Source organism: Rhizobium binxianense, assembly GCF_028994275.1.
In the GTDB taxonomy this organism is placed as follows: Bacteria; Pseudomonadota; Alphaproteobacteria; order Rhizobiales; family Rhizobiaceae; genus Rhizobium; species Rhizobium binxianense.
On the sequence record NZ_CP118713.1, the window covers coordinates 1,143,570 to 1,164,754 of the forward strand.

At 61.6% G+C, this 21,185-nt stretch carries 21 protein-coding genes; 10 read left to right on the forward strand and 11 right to left on the reverse strand.

From position 1 onward, the window contains the following. Positions 1-23: 23 nt before the first annotated feature. Entirely contained in the window at positions 24-1,415 is a 1,392-nt protein-coding gene (locus PO860_RS05700; protein WP_275038210.1) for a multicopper oxidase family protein, read from the reverse strand. Positions 1,416-1,663: 248 nt separating this feature from the next. On the opposite strand from PO860_RS05700, the gene aspS reads away from it, so the two are divergent. Continuing rightward, positions 1,664-3,454: an aspartate--tRNA ligase gene (aspS, locus tag PO860_RS05705; RefSeq protein ID WP_273884183.1), complete on the forward strand. Its 1,791-nt coding sequence runs from the start codon at positions 1,664-1,666 to the stop codon at positions 3,452-3,454. 218 nt (positions 3,455-3,672) lie between these two features. Here the strand turns inward: aspS and PO860_RS05710 are convergent, their stop codons facing one another. After that, positions 3,673-4,860, reverse strand: a complete 1,188-nt coding sequence (locus PO860_RS05710; protein WP_272783391.1) for a hypothetical protein — start codon at positions 4,858-4,860, stop codon at positions 3,673-3,675. A gap of 235 nt (positions 4,861-5,095) precedes the next feature. Between PO860_RS05710 and parC the strand changes: the two genes are divergently transcribed. Together parC and PO860_RS05720 are read left to right on the forward strand one after the other, a co-directional pair. Next, complete coding sequence (gene parC / locus PO860_RS05715) at positions 5,096-7,351, forward strand: DNA topoisomerase IV subunit A (protein ID WP_272783392.1); 2,256 nt, start codon at positions 5,096-5,098, stop codon at positions 7,349-7,351. Positions 7,352-7,506: 155 nt separating this feature from the next. Further along, positions 7,507-7,965, forward strand: coding sequence for an SRPBCC family protein (locus PO860_RS05720; RefSeq protein WP_183606441.1), 459 nt, complete (start codon positions 7,507-7,509; stop codon positions 7,963-7,965). Here the strand turns inward: PO860_RS05720 and PO860_RS05725 are convergent. From PO860_RS05725 to hemB, 6 genes are all read right to left on the reverse strand, one after another. After that, on the reverse strand, positions 7,949-8,344 hold the full coding sequence (locus PO860_RS05725) for a type II toxin-antitoxin system death-on-curing family toxin (RefSeq protein WP_275034963.1): 396 nt from the start codon (positions 8,342-8,344) through the stop codon (positions 7,949-7,951). The genes PO860_RS05720 and PO860_RS05725 overlap by 17 nt on opposite strands. After that, positions 8,344-8,565, reverse strand: coding sequence for an AbrB/MazE/SpoVT family DNA-binding domain-containing protein (locus tag PO860_RS05730; RefSeq protein WP_183606443.1), 222 nt, complete (start codon positions 8,563-8,565; stop codon positions 8,344-8,346). Before PO860_RS05730 ends, PO860_RS05725 begins: the two co-directional genes overlap by 1 nt. A 58-nt stretch (positions 8,566-8,623) precedes the next feature. Continuing rightward, a complete protein-coding gene (locus PO860_RS05735; protein WP_273884051.1) occupies positions 8,624-9,508 on the reverse strand; it encodes a DMT family transporter in 885 nt (294 codons plus the stop codon). A gap of 352 nt (positions 9,509-9,860) precedes the next feature. Beyond that, complete coding sequence (locus PO860_RS05740) at positions 9,861-10,637, reverse strand: arginyltransferase (protein WP_183606447.1); 777 nt, start codon at positions 10,635-10,637, stop codon at positions 9,861-9,863. 204 nt (positions 10,638-10,841) lie between these two features. Next, complete coding sequence (locus PO860_RS05745; protein ID WP_183606448.1) at positions 10,842-11,300, reverse strand: RDD family protein; 459 nt, start codon at positions 11,298-11,300, stop codon at positions 10,842-10,844. 92 nt (positions 11,301-11,392) lie between these two features. After that, entirely contained in the window at positions 11,393-12,406 is a 1,014-nt protein-coding gene (gene hemB, locus PO860_RS05750; RefSeq protein WP_183606450.1) for a porphobilinogen synthase, read from the reverse strand. Positions 12,407-12,634: 228 nt separating this feature from the next. Here hemB and PO860_RS05755 point away from each other — a divergent pair, with 228 nt between their 5' ends. The 7 genes from PO860_RS05755 to PO860_RS05785 all read left to right on the forward strand — a co-directional run bounded on the left by PO860_RS05755 (position 12,635) and on the right by PO860_RS05785 (position 19,436). Continuing rightward, positions 12,635-13,072 carry a DUF6163 family protein gene (locus tag PO860_RS05755; RefSeq protein ID WP_063474274.1) on the forward strand — a complete coding sequence of 146 codons (438 nt, stop codon included), beginning with the start codon at positions 12,635-12,637 and terminating at the stop codon, positions 13,070-13,072. A 128-nt stretch (positions 13,073-13,200) separates the two neighbouring features. Further along, positions 13,201-13,716 (forward strand): transcriptional regulator LdtR, encoded by a 516-nt coding sequence (gene ldtR, locus PO860_RS05760; protein WP_003574072.1) that lies wholly within the window; start codon positions 13,201-13,203, stop codon positions 13,714-13,716. Positions 13,717-14,157: 441 nt separating this feature from the next. Then, positions 14,158-15,459 carry a L,D-transpeptidase family protein gene (locus PO860_RS05765; protein WP_273884050.1) on the forward strand — a complete coding sequence of 434 codons (1,302 nt, stop codon included), beginning with the start codon at positions 14,158-14,160 and terminating at the stop codon, positions 15,457-15,459. Positions 15,460-15,675: 216 nt separating this feature from the next. Next, a complete protein-coding gene (gene glyA / locus PO860_RS05770) occupies positions 15,676-16,974 on the forward strand; it encodes a serine hydroxymethyltransferase (protein WP_097617578.1) in 1,299 nt (432 codons plus the stop codon). A 9-nt stretch (positions 16,975-16,983) separates the two neighbouring features. Continuing rightward, entirely contained in the window at positions 16,984-17,460 is a 477-nt protein-coding gene (gene nrdR / locus PO860_RS05775) for a transcriptional regulator NrdR (RefSeq protein WP_097617579.1), read from the forward strand. Positions 17,461-17,463: 3 nt separating this feature from the next. Continuing rightward, a complete protein-coding gene (ribD, locus tag PO860_RS05780) occupies positions 17,464-18,825 on the forward strand; it encodes a bifunctional diaminohydroxyphosphoribosylaminopyrimidine deaminase/5-amino-6-(5-phosphoribosylamino)uracil reductase RibD (RefSeq protein WP_273884049.1) in 1,362 nt (453 codons plus the stop codon). Further along, on the forward strand, positions 18,825-19,436 hold the full coding sequence (locus PO860_RS05785) for a riboflavin synthase (RefSeq protein WP_273884048.1): 612 nt from the start codon (positions 18,825-18,827) through the stop codon (positions 19,434-19,436). The genes ribD and PO860_RS05785 overlap by 1 nt, the downstream gene beginning before the upstream one ends. Positions 19,437-19,519: 83 nt before the next feature. Here PO860_RS05785 and PO860_RS05790 read toward each other — a convergent pair whose 3' ends face one another. The 3 genes from PO860_RS05790 to PO860_RS05800 all read right to left on the reverse strand — a co-directional run bounded on the left by PO860_RS05790 (position 19,520) and on the right by PO860_RS05800 (position 21,138). After that, positions 19,520-20,035 carry a GNAT family N-acetyltransferase gene (locus PO860_RS05790; RefSeq protein ID WP_273884047.1) on the reverse strand — a complete coding sequence of 172 codons (516 nt, stop codon included), beginning with the start codon at positions 20,033-20,035 and terminating at the stop codon, positions 19,520-19,522. Between the two features lie 25 nt (positions 20,036-20,060). Continuing rightward, positions 20,061-20,564: a cupin domain-containing protein gene (locus tag PO860_RS05795; RefSeq protein ID WP_273884046.1), complete on the reverse strand. Its 504-nt coding sequence runs from the start codon at positions 20,562-20,564 to the stop codon at positions 20,061-20,063. 214 nt (positions 20,565-20,778) lie between these two features. After that, positions 20,779-21,138, reverse strand: coding sequence for a hypothetical protein (locus PO860_RS05800; RefSeq protein WP_183606463.1), 360 nt, complete (start codon positions 21,136-21,138; stop codon positions 20,779-20,781). Between the last annotated feature and the right edge of the window lie 47 nt (positions 21,139-21,185).

A 21,185-nucleotide genomic window follows, 5' to 3' on the forward strand; every position in this document is an offset into this window, starting at 1 on the left:
CGGCGCGCAAAGTGCAGCCTCGATCAGCTCACCCTGAGATAGCTGGTCATCCCCGTCTTCTGATGCTCGATGATATGGCAATGCAGCAGCCATTCGCCGGGATTGTCGGCGACGAAGGCGAGCTGCACTTTCTCGTCCGGCTGGATGAGATAGGTATCGGAGACCAGCGGCACTACCTCCCTGGTCGAGGAGGAGATCACCGTGAAGCTCATTCCGTGCAGATGGATCGGGTGCGCATGCGGTGTGGTATTTTCGAGATTGAAAACGTAGCTCTTGCCGAGCTTCAATTCCGCCAGCGGCGCCGTCGGATCGGGCGTGTCGCCCGGCCACGGCACCTTGTTGATCGCCCAGAAACTGTAGCCGAGCGTGCCGCAGATGCTTTCGACGGCGGCATTCTCGGCGGTGGCGCTTAGCACCAGCGGGATCTGTTCGGCGGTGGAAAGATCGGCTTTCGCCACCGGATTTTCGACAAGCGGCCCGAGATCGCCGATATCGCGCTTCAAGGATGATCCGACCGCGCGCAGGCTGGCGATCGTCTTCGGCGTCGTGCCGCGGATATCTTCGAGCGTTGCGGCGGCGCCCTCGCTGTCCGGCATGCGCACGGCAAGATCGAGCCGCTGACCCGGCCCGATCTGCAGCAGGTCGAGGGGAAACCGCTTCGGTACCGGATTGCCGTCGATCGCAATCACGCTCGCATCGGCTCCTTCCATCTTCAGCGAGAAGATCCGCGTCACGTCGGTCACGGCAATACGCAGCCGCACCAGCCCGCCGGCCGGCGCGTCATATCGCGGCTCCTGATGCCAGTTGGCGGTGCGCACCGTGCCGTAGGTACCGGTCTTGGCGGCGTCGCGCGGCCGGAAGGGAGCGATGAACTGCCCGTCGCCGCCGAGCCGCCAGTCGCGCAGGTTCAGCACTACCTCGGCGTCGAACGCTGGATCGGCCGAATCTTCGACGACGATGACGCCGGTCATGCCGTGCCCCATCTGCGTCAGCGTGTTGCAATGCGGATGATACCAGAAGGTGCCGGCATCGGGCGGCGTGAAGGCATAGTCGAAGCTGTCGCCGGTATAGATGTAGGGCTGCGTCATGAAGGGTACGCCGTCCATGCGGTTGTCGATGCGAAGCCCGTGCCAGTGGATCGTCGTCGGCTCGTCGAGCCCGTTTTTCAGCCGTGCCGCGTAAGGGCGTCCCTTGGTCATCCTCAGAACCGGCGGCATGCCGTCATCGCCCCAACTCATGATATCCCGGGTCGGGCCCGCCTCGGTCAGCATCGCCTCGGTCTTTACCGCTGTCAGCAGCTGCGGCTCGGGCGCTGCCTCGGCAAGCCCGAATTTGCCGGCAATGCCCATGCCGACACCATAGGCACCCGCGACGGCGGATGCCTTGAGAAGGTTGCGGCGAGTAAGGAGATGCATGCGGGCGCTCCATGGGTGAGAGTGCCGATCCTTTTAAAGTTGAGAGGCATCTTCATCAATATGGCAAACGCAGCCAAACTGCCGCACCATGCGGGCCGCAGACTCGCCATAAACGCGCGGGCTGCGCGCGCCAAGCCTTGACAAATCGGAGCGTCCATGCGCTTTTCCGCCCGATTTTCTTGTCGGTGCGGGAGAGCCATTGGAGCCCCTTGCTGCCGTCTTTAAGCCAGATACCGGGAATTGAGATGATGCATCGCTATCGCAGCCACACATGTGCAGCCCTCCGCAAGTCGGACGTCGGCGCCAATGTCCGGATTTCCGGTTGGGTCCACCGCGTTCGCGACCATGGCGGCGTTCTCTTCATCGACCTGCGCGACCATTACGGCATCACCCAGGTCGTTGCCGATCCGGATTCGCCCGCCTTCAAGCAGGCCGAACAGGTTCGCGGCGAGTGGGTCATCCGCATCGACGGCCTCGTCAAGGCCCGCACCGAAGACACCGTCAACAAGAACATGGCAACCGGCGAGATCGAACTCTACGCGCAGGAGATCGAAGTGCTCTCGGCTGCCAAGGAATTGCCGCTGCCGGTCTTCGGCGAACCCGACTATCCGGAAGACGTTCGCCTGAAGTACCGCTTCCTCGATCTGCGCCGCGAAACGCTACACAAGAACATCGTCAAGCGCACCCAGGTCATCTCCGCCATGCGCCGCGAAATGGGCAATGTCGGCTTCACCGAGTATACGACACCGATTCTGACTGCATCCTCGCCGGAAGGCGCGCGCGACTTCCTCGTGCCGTCCCGCATCCACCCCGGCACCTTCTATGCGCTGCCGCAGGCACCGCAGCAGTACAAGCAGCTGTTGATGGTCGCAGGCTTCGACCGCTATTTCCAGATCGCCCCGTGCTTCCGTGACGAAGACCCGCGAGCCGACCGCCTGCCGGGTGAATTCTACCAGCTCGACCTCGAAATGAGCTTCGTGACCCAGGAAGACGTCTGGGACACGATGGGCCCGATGATGACCTCGATTTTCGAGGAATTCGCCGAAGGCAAGCCGGTCACCAAGGAATGGCCGCGTATCCCCTATGACGAGGCGATCCGCAAATACGGTTCGGACAAGCCCGACCTGCGTAACCCGATCGTCATGGAAGCCGTGACCGAGCATTTCGCCGGCTCCGGCTTCAAGGTCTTCGCGGGCATGATTGCCTCCAACCCGAAGGTTGAGATCTGGGCTATTCCGGCTAAGACCGGCGGTTCCAGAGCGTTCTGCGATCGCATGAACGCCTGGGCGCAGTCGACTGGTCAGCCTGGCCTCGGCTACATCTTCTGGCGCAAGGAAGGTGACAAGCTCGAGGGCGCCGGCCCACTTGCAAAGAACATCGGTGAGGAGCGCACCGACGCGATCCGCACCCAGCTCGGCCTCGATGACGGTGACGCCTGCTTCTTCGTTGCCGGCGATCCGGCGAAATTCTACAAGTTTGCCGGTGAAGCCCGCACCAAGGCCGGCGAAGAGCTGAACCTTATAGATCGCGACCGTTTCGAACTCTGCTGGATCGTCGACTTCCCGTTCTTCGAATGGAGCGAGGAAGACAAGAAGGTCGATTTCGCGCACAACCCGTTCTCGATGCCGCAGGGCGGCCTCGATGCGCTGCAGGACCAGGATCCACTGACCATCAAGGCTTTCCAGTACGACGCCGTCTGCAACGGTTTCGAAATCGCCTCGGGCTCGATCCGCAACCAGTCGCCGGAAACCATGGTCGCCGCCTTCGAGAAGGTCGGCCTCAGCCAGCAGGATGTCGAAGACCGTTTTGGCGGCCTCTACCGCGCCTTCCAGTACGGCGCGCCGCCGCATGGCGGCGCTGCCTTCGGCATCGACCGTATCGTCATGCTGCTCGTCGGCGCCAAGAACCTGCGTGAAATCTCGCTGTTCCCGATGAACCAGCAGGCCCAGGACCTGCTGATGGGCGCGCCGACCCCGGCAACCCCGACGCAGCTGCGCGAGCTCTCGATTCGGCCGATCCCGCCGGTCAAGAAGGACTGATATAGCAGGCTGCAGAGCACGCCGATCGGCTTCCTTACGCACGGCACCTAGATCAGCCCTCATCCTGAGGCGCGCAGGCCAAGGGCCGAAGCCTCGAAGGACGGGGCGGGTGGCTTGGCCCAACTTCGGGCACCTCGCGATGAGGCCGGAGAGAGCTCAGAAAGACAAAAATGCCCGGCAGCGGAACTGCCGGGCCTTTTATCGTAAGGTCGAAGTGGTCAGTCGTTGGCCGAAACCTTGACGCCGAGCACCTGCGGCAGGGTGGTCGGTGCGCCCATGGCGGCGCCGACGATCGTCGGGAACGGCACCGGCTTTTCAGGAGCGGCCTTGACGGTCAGGCTCTTCGGGTCGTCGAGGAAGGTGCTGACCGCTGCCGAAACGGCATTCTGCAGTTCCGGGATATTGAGCTGCGCCAGCATGATCGGCGTCATCGCCTTCAGCGAATCCGCCATTTGCTTGCCCGACATGTTCTGCTGCGAACCCGCATAATCGAGCGCACGCTTGGTGATCGAGGCATCTTCGAAACGCACTTGCGCCGCCTCGAAGGAAAGCTGCTGCATCAGGCCGAGCATGGCAAGGCCGAGCGCCTGCTGCGACTGTTCCTTGTTCGGATTGGCTTCGGATTCCTTCATCGCATCCTGCATCGATTTCATGAAGGCCATCGTGTAGCCCGAGATCTTGAACCCGAGGTTCAGCTTGCCGATGTTGGTGAAGTCGAAGGCAAATTCAGAAATGTCGATCGTGCCGGGGGCGAGTTCCCAGGCGCCCTTCATGGTGATGTCGCCCTGGACGTGCTGCAGGGCGAGCTTCTCGATCGCGTCCTTGCTCTGCGGATCCTCGGCCTTGCTGAGATCGGCTTTCATGCTTTTGAAGGCGCCGTCGAAATCGAAGCCGGATTCATCCTCGCGCAGCGTCAGGTTCATGTTGCTTTCGAGCAGCGAGAACACTTCCGCGCCGTCCTTGACCACCTTCAGCGGGCCGGTATGGGCGCTTTCATAAAGCATCATGGTATCGAGCGTATCGCCGCCCGCCGTCGCCGGGACCGAGATGCCACCAAGCGTCAGTCCCTCCGCCGTCACCGTGACGCCGTCTTGCGTCTTGTTGATGTCGGGGAAGGCGGCTTCTTCGATGTAATAGCCGCCATCCTCGTCTTCTTCGACGCCGGAAAGGGTGACTTCGCCGATGGGCAGGCTTTCGCCGGCGGTCGGTTTGACGGTGACGTTCTTCAAGGTCACGGTCGTGCCGTCGATATCGACGGCTTCAGCCGAAATCGTTCCGCCCTGCGCCGCGTAGGCCGCATTGATCTTCTTCAGCAACTCGGTGCCATCGAGAGCGAAAGCCGAGCCGGCGAGTGAGAAAAAGGCTGCGCCCGACAGCATCAGCCGCGTTGTCCGGTAAAAGTTCATGGGGGTGATTCCTCTGGTGGCGTGTGGCGGTTTTGAATCTGCAGTTACGCTACTACGGATTAGGCCCGCTTTATATTTGCGGACTTCTAAATTTCCGTTGAAAGGAACGGCAAACGAAGTCCAAATTGCGGCGGAACGTTTGTCACATCCTTTGATGTCAGTCGGAAGACTTCATCCACAGCTGCTATGACCCGGATTCCTTGCCCAGCGGGCTCTTCTGAGCTAGTCAAGACCCATGGGACAAGAGATTTTGCCGCCTTCCGGCGGAGACGACGACAACATCCAGCCGGTCGACCTGAAGGCGGCGCTCGAGCAGCGCTATCTCGCCTATGCGCTGTCGACCATCATGCACCGCGCTTTGCCTGACGTGCGCGACGGGCTGAAGCCCGTCCACCGCCGCATCGTCTATGCGATGAACGAGATGGGGCTGAGGCCGAATACAGCCTTCAGGAAATGCGCCAAGATCGTCGGCGAAGTGATGGGTAACTACCATCCGCACGGCGACCAGTCGATCTACGATGCGCTTGCTCGTCTCGCCCAGGATTTCTCGCAGCGCTACACGCTGGTCAACGGCCAGGGCAATTTCGGCAATATCGACGGCGACAGCCCTGCCGCCATGCGTTACACGGAATCGAAGATGACGGCGGTCTCGGAACTGCTGCTCGAAGGCATCGATCAGGATGCCGTCGATTTCCGTGATACTTACGACGAATCGAATACCGAGCCGGTCGTCCTTCCCGGCGCCTTCCCGAACCTGCTCGCCAACGGCTCCTCCGGCATCGCCGTCGGCATGGCAACCTCGATCCCGTCGCACAATGCCCACGAGCTTTGCGATGCCGCCCTGCATCTGATCAAGCATCCCGATGCGACGGTCGAAAAGCTGGTTGAATTCATTCCCGGCCCGGATTTCCCCACAGGCGGCATCATCATCGACAGCCGCGACAGCATCATCGAGAGCTATCGCACCGGTCGCGGTGGTTTCCGCGTGCGGGCGAAATGGCAGACCGAAGATCTCGGCCGCGGCGGCTACCAGATCGTCATTACCGAAATTCCCTTCCAGGTGCAGAAGTCGCGGCTGATCGAGAAGATTGCCGAGTTGCTGATCGCCCGCAAGCTGCCGTTGCTCGAAGATATCCGCGACGAATCGGCTGAGGACATCCGCGTCGTTCTGGTGCCGAAGACGCGCAGCGTCGATCCGACCATCCTGATGGAATCGATGTTCAAGCTGACGGAGCTGGAAAGCCGCTTCCCGCTCAACATGAACGTGCTGTCCATGGGCCGCATCCCGCGGGTGATGGCGCTGAACGAGGTGCTGAAGGAGTGGCTGGATCACCGCCGCGAGGTCCTGCAGCGCCGCTCGCGCTTCCGCCTGGCGGCGATCGACAGACGCCTCGAAATCCTCGGCGGTCTTCTGGTCGCCTACCTCAACATCGATGAGGTCATCCGCATCATCCGCGAGGAAGACGAGCCGAAGCCGGTCATGATGGCGCGCTGGGATCTGACCGACAATCAGGTCGAGGCGATCCTCAACATGCGGCTGCGCGCCTTGCGCAAGCTGGAAGAGTTCGAGATCCGCAAGGAGTTCGACGAACTCACCAAGGAAAAGGGCGAGATCGAGGCGCTGCTTTCCTCCGACGACAAGCAGTGGCAGACGGTCGCCTGGGAAATCGGCGAAGTGAAGAAGAAATTCGCCAAGGCGACCGAGGTCGGCCGCCGCCGCACCCAGTTTGCCGATGCGCCCGAAGCCGACGAGGAAGCGATCCAGCAGGCGATGATCGAGAAGGAGCCGATCACCGTCGTCATTTCCGAAAAGGGCTGGATCCGCGCCCTGAAGGGGCATATCGCCGATACGGCGACGCTGACCTTCAAGGAGGGCGACGGCTTGAAGCTGGCCTTCCCGGCGCAGACGACGGACAAGATCCTGATCGTCACGACAGGTGGCAAGGCCTTCACGCTCGGTGGCGACAAGCTGCCGGGCGGTCGCGGCCATGGCGAACCGTTGCGCATCATGGTCGACATGGACAACGACCAGGCGGTGCTGACCGCATTCGTCCACGATCCCGCGCGTAAGCAGTTGATCGTTTCCACTGCCGGCAACGGCTTCGTCGTTGCTGAGGCCGAACTGGTCGCCAATACGCGCAAGGGCAAGCAGATCATGAATGTGGCGCTGCCCGAGGAAACCCAACTGCTCGTGCCGGTCGGTGGCGATCATGTCGCCGTCGTCGGTGAAAACCGCAAGCTGCTGGTCTTCCCCTTGGCGCAGGTGCCGGAAATGTCGCGCGGCAAGGGCGTGCGTCTGCAGCGCTACAAGGATGGCGGCATTTCCGACGTCCGCTGCTTCGCGATATCAGACGGCCTCTTCTGGGAAGACAGCGCCGGCCGCACCTTTACCAAGAACAAGGACGAGCTTGCCGAGTGGCTGTCCGACCGCGCCACCGCCGGCCGCACCGTGCCGAAGGGTTTCCCGCGCAGCGGCAAATTCGCCGGCTGAGGCACAAATTCCGCGCTCGGCCCTTGGCGGGCGCGGGAACTCCTCTATTTCATTATTGTTACCAAAAATAGGAGAAGGCCGCTTCCGAGGCTGGCGGAATGGCCGGTGTTTACGTTCGCCTGGGAGAGGCGCACGCCGTTACCGGAGGAAAATCGATGCCCGCCAGCACCATCAAATTGCATGTCAGCCACACCTACAGGGTGCCGCCCGCGGTCGTCTACGATGCCTGGCTCAACCCCGAAATCGCCCGCCGCTTCCTGTTTGCCACCGATGACGGTCACGTCATCCGCGCCGATATCGATCCGCATGTCGGCGGCCGTTTCTTCGTCGTCGACCGCCGCCCGACCGGCGACGCCTTTCACCAGGGTGTATTCCTGGAACTGAAGCGCCCGCAACGCATGGTCTTCAGCTTCTCCGTCGAGGAGCACGACCACAATTGCGACCGTGTCGAAATCGACATCGAGCCTCTCGGAGGCGGCAGCCGTCTGACGCTGACCCATGAAATGTGCGCCGAATGGGCCGAACACGAGGAAAAGACCCGGCAAGGCTGGGCGCATGTGGTCGAAGGGCTGGGCAGGGAACTGGAGCAGCAGCAGTTCAAGGCGACGGGTTGAGCACTATGCTGAAATCCCGAAGGAAGCGGGTCGCACCCTCTTCGTCGATCTCGCCGGCGGCGACGGCAAGAACGAAGGCGTAGAGATTGGCATCGGTCGTTTCGATCTCGTAGCCGTTTTCGAGAAGGAACACACCGGCGGTGACGATCGCTATCCGCTTGTTGCCGTCGACGAATGCGTGGTTGCGGGCAAGGCCGAAAAGATATGCGGCGGCGAGTTCGATGACGTCGTCGCAGCCGTAATTTGCCTTATGCATCCGCCGGCCGAAAGCAGATTCCAGCGCGCCTTCATCACGCAGTCCTGCGAGACCGCCGAACCGCTCGATCTGCATTTTCTGCAGGCTCTCCACCAATGGTCGCGTCAGGAATTTGAAGGCCATTATTCGGCCAGCTTTTTCAAGGCGACCTTATACTTGTCCATGAAATAACGCGCCGCCTCGAGCTGACGGGACAAATCCTCATCGGCGGGTTTCAAGGTGATGCCGCCGTTCTCCAGCTGCAATTCCACTGAGTCGCCTGTCTTCAATCCAAGACGGTCGAGAGCTTCCTTCGGGATGATAATGCCCTCGGAATTGCCGATCTTGCGGATTGTGACGTTCATGGCTTTTATCCTCTGTGATAACGGCGTTATAACATGAGGCTGCGCAAGCGACAACGTCTTAGCCTGCCAGTTGCCTGATGTTTTTCCTACGCACCATCCAAGCAGAATGCGCTGCGATTGCAACCACCAGGATGCCGCCGCCGACGAGCGTCATCGTCGCCGGCGTTTCGGCAAAGATCAGCCAGACCCAGATCGGCGCGAGCACCGTTTCCAAGAGATAGAACATGCCGACTTCAGGCGCCGAGAGATAACGCGGCCCTGTCGCCAGGCACCAGAAGGCGACCGGCATCATGATGGCGCCATTGAAAAGGATCCAGCCGGGATGGGCGATGGCAAGCCCTGAGGGCAAGGCTTGCGCGAGGCCGAGTGCCGCCGGCAGGATGGCGGCCAGCAGCGGTACGAAGCCCATTTCCCGGCGCGAGGCACGCCCTACCGTGATGGCTGCGGCAAGAATAAGTGCGCTGAGAAGCGCCATGGCGTCGCCAAAAACATGACCGCTCGCAAGCCCCTGGCGCACGATCAGCCCGACGCCCGAGATCATGAACAGCATGGCGATCAGCGTTGCGGGCTGCGGCTTCTCCTTGAGGAAAATCCAGGAAAGAAGCGCAGCGAACATCGGGTTGAAGGCGACGATGAAGACAACATTGGCTGTGGCCGTGTTGAAGACTGAAAGCACGAAGGTGAGGGACGAGATGCCGTAGAGCAGGCCGGCGATTAGGCCGGCTCGCCCCGGAACGAGGATCGGCCATTTGCCCGAGGCAAGGCGCATTGCTCCCAGGATGACGAATGTGGCGAGAACCGTTGCAGCACTGCGTATTGCCAGGATCGACCAGATGTCGCCATCGCCGAGACGGACGAGCGGGATATCCATGGAAAGCGCCAGCCCGCCGACCGCCGTCAGCAGCAGACCCTTCCGATGATCGGAAAGAGCGATGGGGAACATTCAGAGCCTTTCCTGGTCAGATTGAAGCATTCTGCCGGAGCAGGTTTTCGTCAGGGCAAAGGCGATTGGCGAAGGGCATACCCCAAGGTACGTCCGAGCCGATCGCCTTTGCCCTGGCTAGAGATGCCCGGCCCACCAGCCGCACCGCTTCGCCATGGCGAAGCGACAAGTGCGTCCGGCGATTTTAAGTCTTGCAGATTTGCCACGCAAATCTGCAAGAGGGTTGGCTGAAACGGGCCGGCTGATCGACCGGCCGGCTTGGCCGTAGAGCTTGGCTACGACGCGCGCCAGCCGGTCGACCATCCGACTCCGTTTGAGCCAACAGAATGATTCAATCTGGCCAGGAAAGGCTCTAATCGTGGGTGCTTTCGGGCATGGAGGCGGGATCGAAACGTTCCCAGCCACGCGGGGTCAGATGTTCCTGTGGCTGGAAGCGTGTCTTGTAGTCCATTTTTCGCGACCCCTGAACCCAGTAGCCGAGGTAGACATGCGGCAGGCCCAGCGCTTTCGTGCGCCTGATATGGTCGAGAATCATGAAGGTGCCGAGCGAACGCCGCTCGATATCCGGATTGAAATAGGAATAGACCATCGACAGCCCGTCGCTCATCGTGTCGGTAAGGGCGGCGGCAAGCAGCTCGCCCTTCGGCCGCTGCTCCAGCCCGGAGCCTTCCTCGCGCCGGCGATATTCGACGATTCGCGTGTTCACATGCGTATCTTCCACCATGATCGCATAGTCGAGAACGGTCATGTCGGACATGCCGCCCTGCTGGTGGCGAGAATCGAGATAACGTCGGAACAGCGAATACTGCTCGCTGGAGGGCTGGGCGGCGAATTCGGTGGCGATGACGTCGGAATTGGCGGCAAGCACCCGCTTCATCGATTTCGTCGGTTCGAATTCCTGGGCGAGAATGCGCACGGAAACGCAGGCGCGACAGGATTCGCAGGCCGGACGGTAGGCGATATTCTGGGAACGGCGGAAACCGCCCTGGGTCAGGATGTCGTTCATCTCGGCGGCGCGCGGGCCGACCAGATGGGTGAACACCTTACGCTCCATCTCATGCGGCAGATACGGACACGCAGCCGGAGCCGTCAGATAAAACTGCGGGGATGGCGTCGTCTGCGTATTCATCTGTTGCGGAAATTTCCTTGTCGAGACCGTGCCGTTTCTTGACAGCATGACCTAAGAATAGAAAACGTCAACAGCGAGGCGGGCTTCGCCTTCATTTCAGTCTTCTAATTTTAGATATGGGGCGCTGGCGCCCCCGGGCAAAGAGAAAGCGGAGACTTTATTTCGTCTCCGCTTAAGGTTTCAGCGATATCCTCGGTCAGTCGCTCAGGATGTACGCACCGTCGCCGTGCCGACCAGGAGGTCGTGGATGAGACGGCTGCGCTCGGTAAACAGGCCGGCAAGCAGGATAAGCGGCGTCAGCACCGAGTTGAGGATCCAGAACAGCGCCAGATGCACGATCGCCGTCAGGAAATCCATCGGCCGTCCATCGACGCGCACGATTGCGATCCCCATGGCGCGCATGCCGAGAGAGGCCTGGCTCGACCCGCCCACGGTCAGGCCGAAGTAAATGCCGGCGACGATGACGAAGAGGGCAGGGTAGAGCAGGAAGCCGAGCCCGAGCGTCAGGATCGACAGGAAGAACAGCACGACCGCGGCTGGAATCCAGAGCAGTGCCACGATGACGTAATCGAGGATGAAGGCGAAGACGCGGCGGCTCAACACGCCGCTATAGGCGCGCCAGTCCTCCGGTGCGGCATAAAGCGGATTGGGGTTGTAGCTCATCTCAATCTCCTGCGGAAAAGCGATGCGGCTGATATGGTATCGGCAGGGCAAAATGCAATAATCTGCCCCTAAATCGCCAATCGCGCTCGAAATCACCGCTTTGCGAGAATTTTCGCCACCTCGACAGCGAAATAGGTGAGGACACCATCGCATCCAGCCCGCTTGAACGACAGCAGCGTTTCGAGCATCGCCCGTTCGCCATCGATCCAGCCGTTCATCGCCGCCGCCTTGATCTGCGAATATTCGCCGGAAACCTGGTAGGCAAAGGTCGGCAGGCCGAAGGCCTCCTTCATCCGCCAGCAGATATCGAGATAGGGCAGGCCGGGCTTGACCATCAGCATGTCGGCGCCTTCCTCGACGTCGAGGGCGGCATCGCGGATCGCCTCGGTGCCGTTGGCGGGGTCGATATAATAGGTCTTCTTGTCGCCTTTCAGCAGCCCGCCCGTCGAGATCGCCTCGCGATAGGGGCCGTAGAAGGCGGAGGCGAATTTCGTCGCATAGCTCATAATGCCGACATTCTGGTGGCCGGCCGCATCGAGCGCCATGCGGATCGCGCCGATGCGCCCGTCCATCATCTCTGATGGCGCAATGATGTCGGCGCCGGCACCGGCCTGCATCACAGCGGCGCGCGCCACCTGGTCGACCGTCTCGTCGTTGACGATCTCGTTGCCTCTGAGAATGCCGTCATGGCCGTGGCTGGTGAAGGGATCGAGCGCGACGTCGGTGATGACGCCGATATTGGGCACTGCCTTCTTGATCGCCGCCGTCGCCTGATTGATCAGGTTGTTGGCTTCGAGACTGTTCGAGCCCGTCTCGTCGCGCAGTTCCATCTCGATATTCGGAAAGGTGGCGAGTGCGGGAATGCCGAGGCCGGCCGCTTCGCGCGCCGCCTCGACGGCTTTGTCGATGCTCATGCGGTTGACGCCGGGCATGGCCGGGATCGGATCGATAATGCCGGAGCCCGGCACGATGAAGATAGGCCAGATCAGGTCGTCGACGGTCAGCCGGTTTTCCTGCACCAGCCGGCGCGTCCAATCCGCCTTGCGGTTGCGCCGCATGCGGCGATGGCCGGTGATCTCGTCGACGAGATGAGTCCTGTCCTGCATGATATCTGCCCCCAGCCCATTCCATTTATCGGAGCGCTCATTATCATGACGCCCGGAAAATCCAAACCGGACGATTGGCCGCGGCGGAAAACCTCTGGCGCATAATCCCGAAATCCAATCGATTTTCGCGGTTATGCGCAGGCTCGATGTGATAGAGCGGCGTCAGCGCGTCTTGTCGGACGCGCTGACGCCCTTATGAAGATGCAACCCCGAACCGATGTCTGCGCTATGGAAACCGATTCCCCGACGATACCGAAACGCACACTGGCGGATATCCTCTTCATTCTCTTCCTGAGACTGGTCGCCGTCTCCTGCTTCTGGTTCGGCCTGCAATATTGGGCGATGCTCGTCGGCTATTCGCTGGTCGGCGCCGGCCGCTTCGATCTTTTGAGCCTGCCGTGGAAGGTGGCAAGCACCAGTCTCGCCGTGCTTTTCCCCGTCGCTTCTCTCGGTCTCTGGCTCACCGTCTCCTGGGGACCGGTCATCTGGGTGCTGGCCGCCGGCGGCCAGATCCTGATGTACGGCCTGCTGCCGGATATTTTCGGCCCCAACCAGCTGATCATCCTGCTGCATGTCATGGTCGCCGTCGTTTACTGGATTTTCCGCCTGCTGCTGTGGCTGGAAAAGCGCCGGCACCGCCGCCAGGTAAGTGTTGATTTACCCTGAGACAACGTGGAGTTACCAGTAAGGCTCCGTTAAGCCTGCGGTTTAAGTCGAATTTTATATGTATTCGATAGGGTCTCACTCAAGGCGGGAAGAAAACACACCGCCAACCAAACAGTGAGGCAGTCAATATGAACACGAAAATCAAGCCGCAGGCGGTATCGAACTTCCGTGACCAGCAGGACCAGGGCATCCGTGATCTTTACATGGAATCCCTTCATCTTGTTGAACGTCTTCACCGTCGTCTTCTCGACGTCATTAAGGACGAGTTCGACCGTCAGGGTCGCAGCGACGTCAACGCCATCCAGGCGCTGCTCCTTTTCAACATCGGCAATTCCGAGCTGACCGCCGGCGAGTTGCGCTCGCGTGGCTACTATCTCGGCTCCAATGTTTCCTACAACGTCAAGAAGCTGGTCGATCTCGGCTTCATCAACCATCAGCGCTCCCGCATCGACCGCCGCTCGGTCCGCATCAGCCTGACCGAAACCGGCCAGGACATCGCCGAAACGGTGGCCAAGCTCTACGAACGCCACATTACCTCGATCGACAAGGTCGGCGGCATCGGCACAGACGAGTTCACCCAGATGAACAAGCTTCTCCAGCGTCTGGACCGTTTCTGGAACGACAGCATCATGTATCGCCTCTGAGACCCCGGACCTCCTTTCAGGGTTGCAGAAAATCGGACGTGTTCCCTGCACGTCCGATTTGCCGTTTGATCTGCGTGGCATCTTTGCAACGCATGGCTGACAAGCGCAAAGCCCGGTATTCAAGCCGTTTTTTAGCCGTTATTAACCGGCACGGTTTACCCCGTCATATGGTTCGTTGCGTCGCGTTCCCGGCAGCCGGCAGTCCTCTACCGACCCGGCAACACGAATTGGCCATATTGGTGTGGCAGCGAAAGGCTTAACAACCGGCGCTTTCAATGGACCGATCAGGAATGTTCAGCCTGTCGCATCGCAATCTTGTGATGGGCAGGCGGAGTTTTTTGATACGCCGGGACAATGAATGGACAGGGATCTGCGTTATAGCGCAGTGATTTCGCAAAGAGCCGCGGCTTCTTCTGATGGCGGCATTGAGTGGTTGGGACTATGTCGAAGAAAAACGGAATTGAAGCTCTCTCGCGCCGCGCTTTCCTTGCGTCCGCGGCAACGGTTGGCGCCAGCGCGATCGCCGCGCCGGCATTTGCGCAATCGGCGCTCGATACGCTGATCAACGCGCCGCGCCGCGGCAACTGGGATGACCAGTTCGACGCCAAGGCGGCGTCGCGCACGGCAAGCGCCGTCGTTTCCAACACCCCGATCCTCGGGCCGCAATCGGTCGCCAGCGCGCAGCAGGCGGTCATGCAGTATCAGCAGATCGCTGCAGCCGGCGGCTGGCCTGAGGTCAACCCCGGTGACCAGCGCCTGCAGCTCGGCGTCAGCCATCCCGCGGTCCAGGCGCTGCGCCAGCGCCTTGCGATCACTGGCGACCTGCCGCGCGAGGCCGGCATGTCGAGCGCCTTCGATTCCTATGTCGACGGTGCCGTCAAGCGCTTCCAGGCGCGCCACGGCCTGCCGTCCGACGGCGTTCTCGGCGAATTCACGCTGAAGGCGATGAACATCCCCGCCGATGTCCGTCTGCAGCAGCTGAACACCAATATCGTCCGTCTGCAGACCTTCCCGGAAGATCTGGGCCGCCGTCACGTGATGGTCAATATTCCGGCCGCCTATGTCGAGGCTGTCGAAGACGGCAGTGTCGCGACGCGCCACACCGCGGTTGTCGGCCGCTTGAGCCGCCCGACGCATCTCGTCAACTCGAAGATCTACGAGGTCATCCTCAACCCTTACTGGACCTCGCCGCGCTCGATCGTCGAGAAGGACATCATGCCGCTGATGCGCAAGGATCCGACCTATCTCGAAAAGAACGCCATCCGCCTGATCGACGGCAAGGGCAACGAAGTCGCCCCCGAGACCATCGACTGGAACGGCGAGGCGCCGAACCTGATGTTCCGCCAGGACCCCGGCAAGACCAACGCCATGGCCTCGACCAAGATCAACTTCTACAACAAGAACGGCGAGTATATGCACGACACGCCGCAGCAGGGCCTGTTCAACAAGCTCATGCGCTTCGAATCCTCGGGCTGTGTCCGCGTCCAGAACGTGCGCGACCTATCGAACTGGCTGTTGCGCGAGACCCCCGGCTGGAGCCGCCAGCAGATGGAGCAGGTGATCGCAACCGGCGTCAACACGCCGATCAAGCTCGCCACGGAGGTTCCGGTTTATTTCGTCTACATCTCTGCCTGGGGCATGCCCGACGGCATCGTCCAGTTCCGCGACGACATCTATCAGATGGACGGCAATGCCGAGCTGGCGCTCGACACCACGGCTGGCATGGAACAGCCGGTTCAATAAGCGGCGACCTCTGCATCGAACCCTCGAACCGCGCCTTCCCGGCGCGGTTTTTTTATGCCGGGGAGGGCGCGTTATCCCTTGGCCACCATTCATAGCCGCCGCGCTGTCGCAAAATGACCGGAGCGCGCGCTTTGCTCAGCAAATGTCGTTCTTCGTATTGCCCTTGCCACGGCGGGAGGCTAATACCTCAGCGCATTCCAGTTGAGGAGCCCGCCCATGACCAATGCTTCCACCGAATCCTTCTTCAACCGCTCGCTAGCGGACGTCGATCCCGAGATTTTCGGCGCGATCGGAAAGGAACTCGGTCGCCAACGGCACGAGATCGAACTGATCGCTTCCGAGAACATCGTCTCCCGCGCCGTGCTGGAAGCCCAGGGCTCCATCATGACCAACAAATATGCCGAGGGTTATCCCGGCAAGCGCTATTACGGCGGCTGCCAGTTCGTCGATATCGCCGAGGAACTGGCGATCGAGCGCGCCAAGAAGCTGTTCGGCGTCAATTTCGCCAACGTCCAGCCGAATTCCGGCTCGCAGATGAACCAGGCCGTGTTCCTGGCGCTCTTGCAGCCGGGCGATACCTTCATGGGTCTCGACCTGAATTCGGGCGGCCACCTCACGCATGGTTCGCCGGTCAACATGTCCGGCAAGTGGTTCAACGTCGTTTCCTACGGCGTGCGCGAAGGCGATAACCTGCTCGATATGGATGAAGTCGCCCGCAAGGCCGAAGAAACCAAGCCGAAGCTCATCATCGCCGGCGGCACCGCCTATTCCCGCATCTGGGACTGGAAGCGCTTCCGCGAGATCGCCGACTCGGTCGGCGCCTATCTGATGGTCGACATGGCCCATATCGCCGGCCTCGTCGCCGGCGGCCAGCATCCGTCGCCGTTCCCGCACTGCCATGTCGCGACGACGACGACCCACAAGTCGCTGCGCGGCCCGCGCGGCGGCGTCATCCTCACCAATGAAGAGGATCTGGCGAAGAAGTTCAATTCGGCCGTTTTCCCCGGCCTGCAGGGTGGTCCGCTGATGCACATCATCGCCGCCAAGGCCGTTGCCTTCGGCGAGGCGCTGCAGCCGGAGTTCAAGGATTATGCCGCCCAGGTCGTCAAGAACGCCCGGGCGCTTGCCGAAACGCTGATCGCAGGCGGCCTCGACGTCGTCTCCGGCGGCACCGACAACCATCTGATGCTCGTCGACCTGCGTAAGAAGAACGCCACCGGCAAGCGCGCCGAGGCAGCGCTCGGCCGCGCCTACGTCACCTGCAACAAGAATGGCATTCCCTTCGATCCGGAAAAGCCCTTCGTCACCTCGGGCGTGCGCTTGGGCGCACCGGCCGGCACGACGCGCGGCTTCAAGGAAGCCGAATTCCGCGAGATCGGCAATCTCATCGTCGAGGTCCTCGACGGCCTGAAGGTCGCCAATTCCGATGAAGGCAACGCCGCCGTCGAAGCCGCCGTGCGCGGCAAGGTGGTCAACCTCACCGACCGCTTCCCCATGTATGGCTACATGGGATAAGGAGTAGGGATGCGCTGCCCCTATTGCGGTTCGGAAGATACCCAGGTCAAGGATTCGCGTCCGGCGGAGGATAACACCTCCATCCGCCGGCGGCGTATCTGTCCGGATTGCGGCGGCCGCTTCACCACCTTCGAGCGTGTGCAGCTGCGCGAGCTGATGGTCACCAAGAAGACCGGCCGCAAGGTGCCATTCGACCGCGACAAGCTGGTGCGCTCCTTCGAAGTGGCGCTGCGCAAGCGCCCGGTCGAGCGGGATCGCATCGAGCGCGCCGTCTCTGGCATCGTCCGCCGGCTTGAAAGCTCCGGCGAGACCGAGATTTCTTCCGAGCAGATCGGTCTGCAGGTACTGGAGGCCATGAAAAGCCTCGATGACGTCGGCTTCGTTCGCTACGCCTCGGTCTACCGGGATTTCTCGCTTGCCGAGGATTTCGAGAAGGTCATTTCCGAAATCAACGCCAAGATCGCCCGCGACCCGCTGGACAGGTGAGCCATGAGCATCACGCCGCATGATGAAAGTTTCATGGCGGCGGCGATCCGCCTATCGCGTTTGCATCTCGGCCGCACCGCCACCAACCCCTCTGTCGGCTGCCTGATCGTCAAGGACGGCGTCGTCGTCGGCCAGGCGGTGACGGCGATCGGCGGCCGCCCGCATGCCGAGCCGCAGGCGCTCGCTGAAGCCGGCGCGGCTGCTCGCGGCGCCACCGCCTACGTGACGCTCGAACCCTGCTCGCATCACGGCAAGACGCCGCCCTGCGCCGAGGCGCTGATCGCCTACGGCGTTGCCCGCGTCGTCATCAGCGTCACCGATCCCGATCCGCGTGTCTCCGGCCGCGGCATCGCCATGCTGCGCGACGCCGGCATAGAGGTGGATGCCGGCGTGCTGGAAGCGGAGGGCCGGCATTCCCTGGCCGCATATCTCACCCGCCAGACGAAGAACCGCCCCTATGTGACTCTCAAGCTTGCCGTTTCCGCCGATGGCATGATCGGCCGCGAAGGGGAGGGCCAAGTGGCGATAACAGGCCCGGAGGCCCGCACTGAGGTTCAGGTGCTGCGCGCCGAAACCGATGCGATCCTCGTCGGCATCGGCACGGCAATATCAGACGATCCGCTGCTGACGGTGCGTTTACCGGGGCTCGAGGCGCAGTCCCCCGTTCGCATCGTGCTCGATCCCACTCTGGCTTTGCCGCTGACCAGCAAGCTCGTTGCGACGGCGCGGGAGGTGCCGGTGATCGTGGTGGCGAGCGAGGACGTATCATTGTTGGAGGCCGAGGGCTTACCCCCCTCTGCCCTGCCGGCCGTTCGGCGCTCCGATCGATCCACTGGATCGATCGCTCCGGCTTCGCCGGCACACGCCTCACCCGCCACAAGGGCGGAGATCGGCAAGGAGCGGGATCCGAATTCCCAAGATGGCTCGTCATCACAAGCAACGGCAGATGTAGGGCAGGGAGCAAGCTCCCAGCCGATCTCCCCACTTGTGGGGGAGATGCCCGGCAGGGCAGAAGGGGGTGCCTCACCCACCGACGCCACCGACATGGACTCCCGCCGAGCTGCCCTCGAAGCCGCTGGTGTCGAGGTCGTCTATTGCAATCCCTACCATCCGGAAATCCTGCTGCCGGCGCTCGCAACGCGTGGCATTTCCTCGCTTCTGGTCGAGGGCGGGGCAAAGACGGCGCGACTTTTTCTCGAAGCAGGCCTCGTCGACCGCATCCAGCTTTATCAGGCGCCTGTCATCATCGGCGAAGGCGGTATTGAATCCCCGCTACAGACAACCGACATACCATCGGGTTTTGCCCATACGGGCACGCGGATGTTCGGCGAAGATCGCCTGGACGAATACGAAAGAGGGCTTTGATGTTCACCGGAATAGTCACCGATGTCGGCACGGTCGAATCCGTTTCCCCGCTGAAGGAAGGTATCCGCTTGCGGGTTGCGACCGCCTATGATCCCAAGACGATCGACATGGGCGCCTCGATCTCGCATGCCGGCATCTGCCTGACCGTCACCGCCCTTCCGGCCGAAGGCAGCAACGGCCGCTGGTATGAGGTCGAGGCCTGGGAAGAGGCGCTGCGGCTGACGACGATCGGCACCTGGCAGCAAGGCAGCCGCATCAATCTCGAACGGTCGCTGAAGATCGGCGATGAACTCGGCGGCCACATCGTTTCCGGCCATGTCGACGGCAAGGCGGAAATCCTGTCAGTGACATCGGAAGGCGACGCCACGCGTTACCGGCTGCGGGCGCCCGAACATCTGGCGAAATTTGTCGCCCCCAAGGGCTCGATCGCGCTCGACGGCACCTCGCTGACGGTCAATGCGGTCGACGGCACGGATTTCGACGTCCTGCTCATCCGTCACACGCTCGAAGTCACCACTTGGGGCGAGCGCAAGGCCGGCGATTTCGTCAATTTCGAAGTCGACACCATGGCGCGCTACGCCGCCCGGCTGGCGGAATTTCCCAGCGCATAACCCCGAGAATCGGAATCGATTTTCGAGGTTATGCGCAGATCCAGTAGAGCGTCCTTAGCGCGTCCTGTCGGACGCGCGGCGCTCTAACGCGAAAACTGAATGATTTCCCCATTATACTGCGTGCGCGCCGTCTCGCGAAAACCGAGCTTGGCTGCGACCCTGAGCGAGGCCTCATTCTCCGGGCTGATGATGCAGCTCATCGGTTTCCCCGGGAAATGCGCCTCCGCCCAGCCGATCAGGGCGGTCAGCGCCTCGGTGGCGTAACCGCGGCCGTGCGCAGACGGCATCAGCGCCCAGCCGACCTCCATCGTCCCCTCAATCGACGGTTCCATCTCGCGGCGGCCTTCCAGGAAGCCCGCTTCGCCGATGAACCGGCCGCTCGCCTTTTCGAAGATCGCGAGAAAGCCGAAGCCCATATGGTGCCACATGCCGGCAACGCGCAGCATGCGGCTCCAGCTCTGCTCACGTGTCGATGGCACGCCGGTGATGAAGCGCACGACGTCCTCGTCCGCCCATAATGCTGCATGCGCCTCGAAATCGTCGAGGCGGTGAGGACGAAGCGTCAGCCGCGTCGTTTCGAGGGTCGGAATATCGGCCACATCAGATCCTTGTGGAATCGCGCCTTCAGGCGCCGGGTTCGCCGTCCCAATAGTCGAGATCGCTTTCCGGCCTGCCGATATGGCGGAAGCGCCCGGCCTTTGAACCGGCCCTGTTCGTCTTGGCAAGGAATTTTCCGGAATCGGGATATTCGACGATTTCGGTCTTCGCCATCGTCGAGATGCCGAGATAGACGAGTGTGACGGTGCCGGTATTGATGATCTGGTGTGCCGTTTCCGGTCCGCCGGCCGGCGCCCCGAGCACGTCCCCCGCCTTGATCGGATGGCGCTCGTCGCCGAAACGGTATTCGCCGGCGCCTGATATCACGTAGAAAAGCTCGTCTTCGACATGGTGATTGTGGAAGGGACAGCTCGATTTGCCCGGCGGTACTTCGTTATAGCTGACGCCGAGACCGGCGAGGCCAAGAGGCGAGCCGAACGAGGTGTCGGCGCTTTCATATAGCTCGCCCTGTTTCCAGTGCTCGAGCTTGAGATCGGCGATATTGATCACCGCCTTCGGTTCCGTCGTCATGCTGTTCTCCTGTTGCAGGAAGAGAAACTATCATCGCGCCGGAAAATTCAATGCCCGTCTCGGAATTCGCCTATCTCGGAAAACCCCGGCATGGGCGGAGAGGAGACCGCCGCCCATGCTGTGAGCGCCGCGCGTCCAGGACGCCAAGACGCTCGATCACGTTCAGCCCGTGCATCCCGGAAGATCGGTTGATTGTCCGGGATGTGCTGAAGCGTCAGCGGACGTAGAAGGTCAGGCTTCCGTCGGCCGCCTGCTCGGCATTGACGATGTTGCGGACATCGACGCCTTCGTTGTTGAGCCGGCGGGCAAGCGACCTGTTGGCGTCGATCGAGGCCTGGATGCCGTGAACGGCCTGGCCGGAACGCTCCGGCGCCGAGCGTGGGCCGGTCGTTTCGTCGTCGAGGTTGCGCCAGTTGCGGACCTGCTCGACGTTGAAGTCATTGCCCTGGAAGGTCCGGAGCGTCTGCTCGATGCCCTGGGCCGTGTTCATTCCAAGGCTTTCGGCCCGGCTGACGCCGGCAAATGCGAGGGAGGAGAGGGTGGCTGCGATGGTAATGGTGACAACGCGGTTCATGATGGTATCCTTTCATCTGCTTTGACGGTCGACTGTCGTTGCAGGGG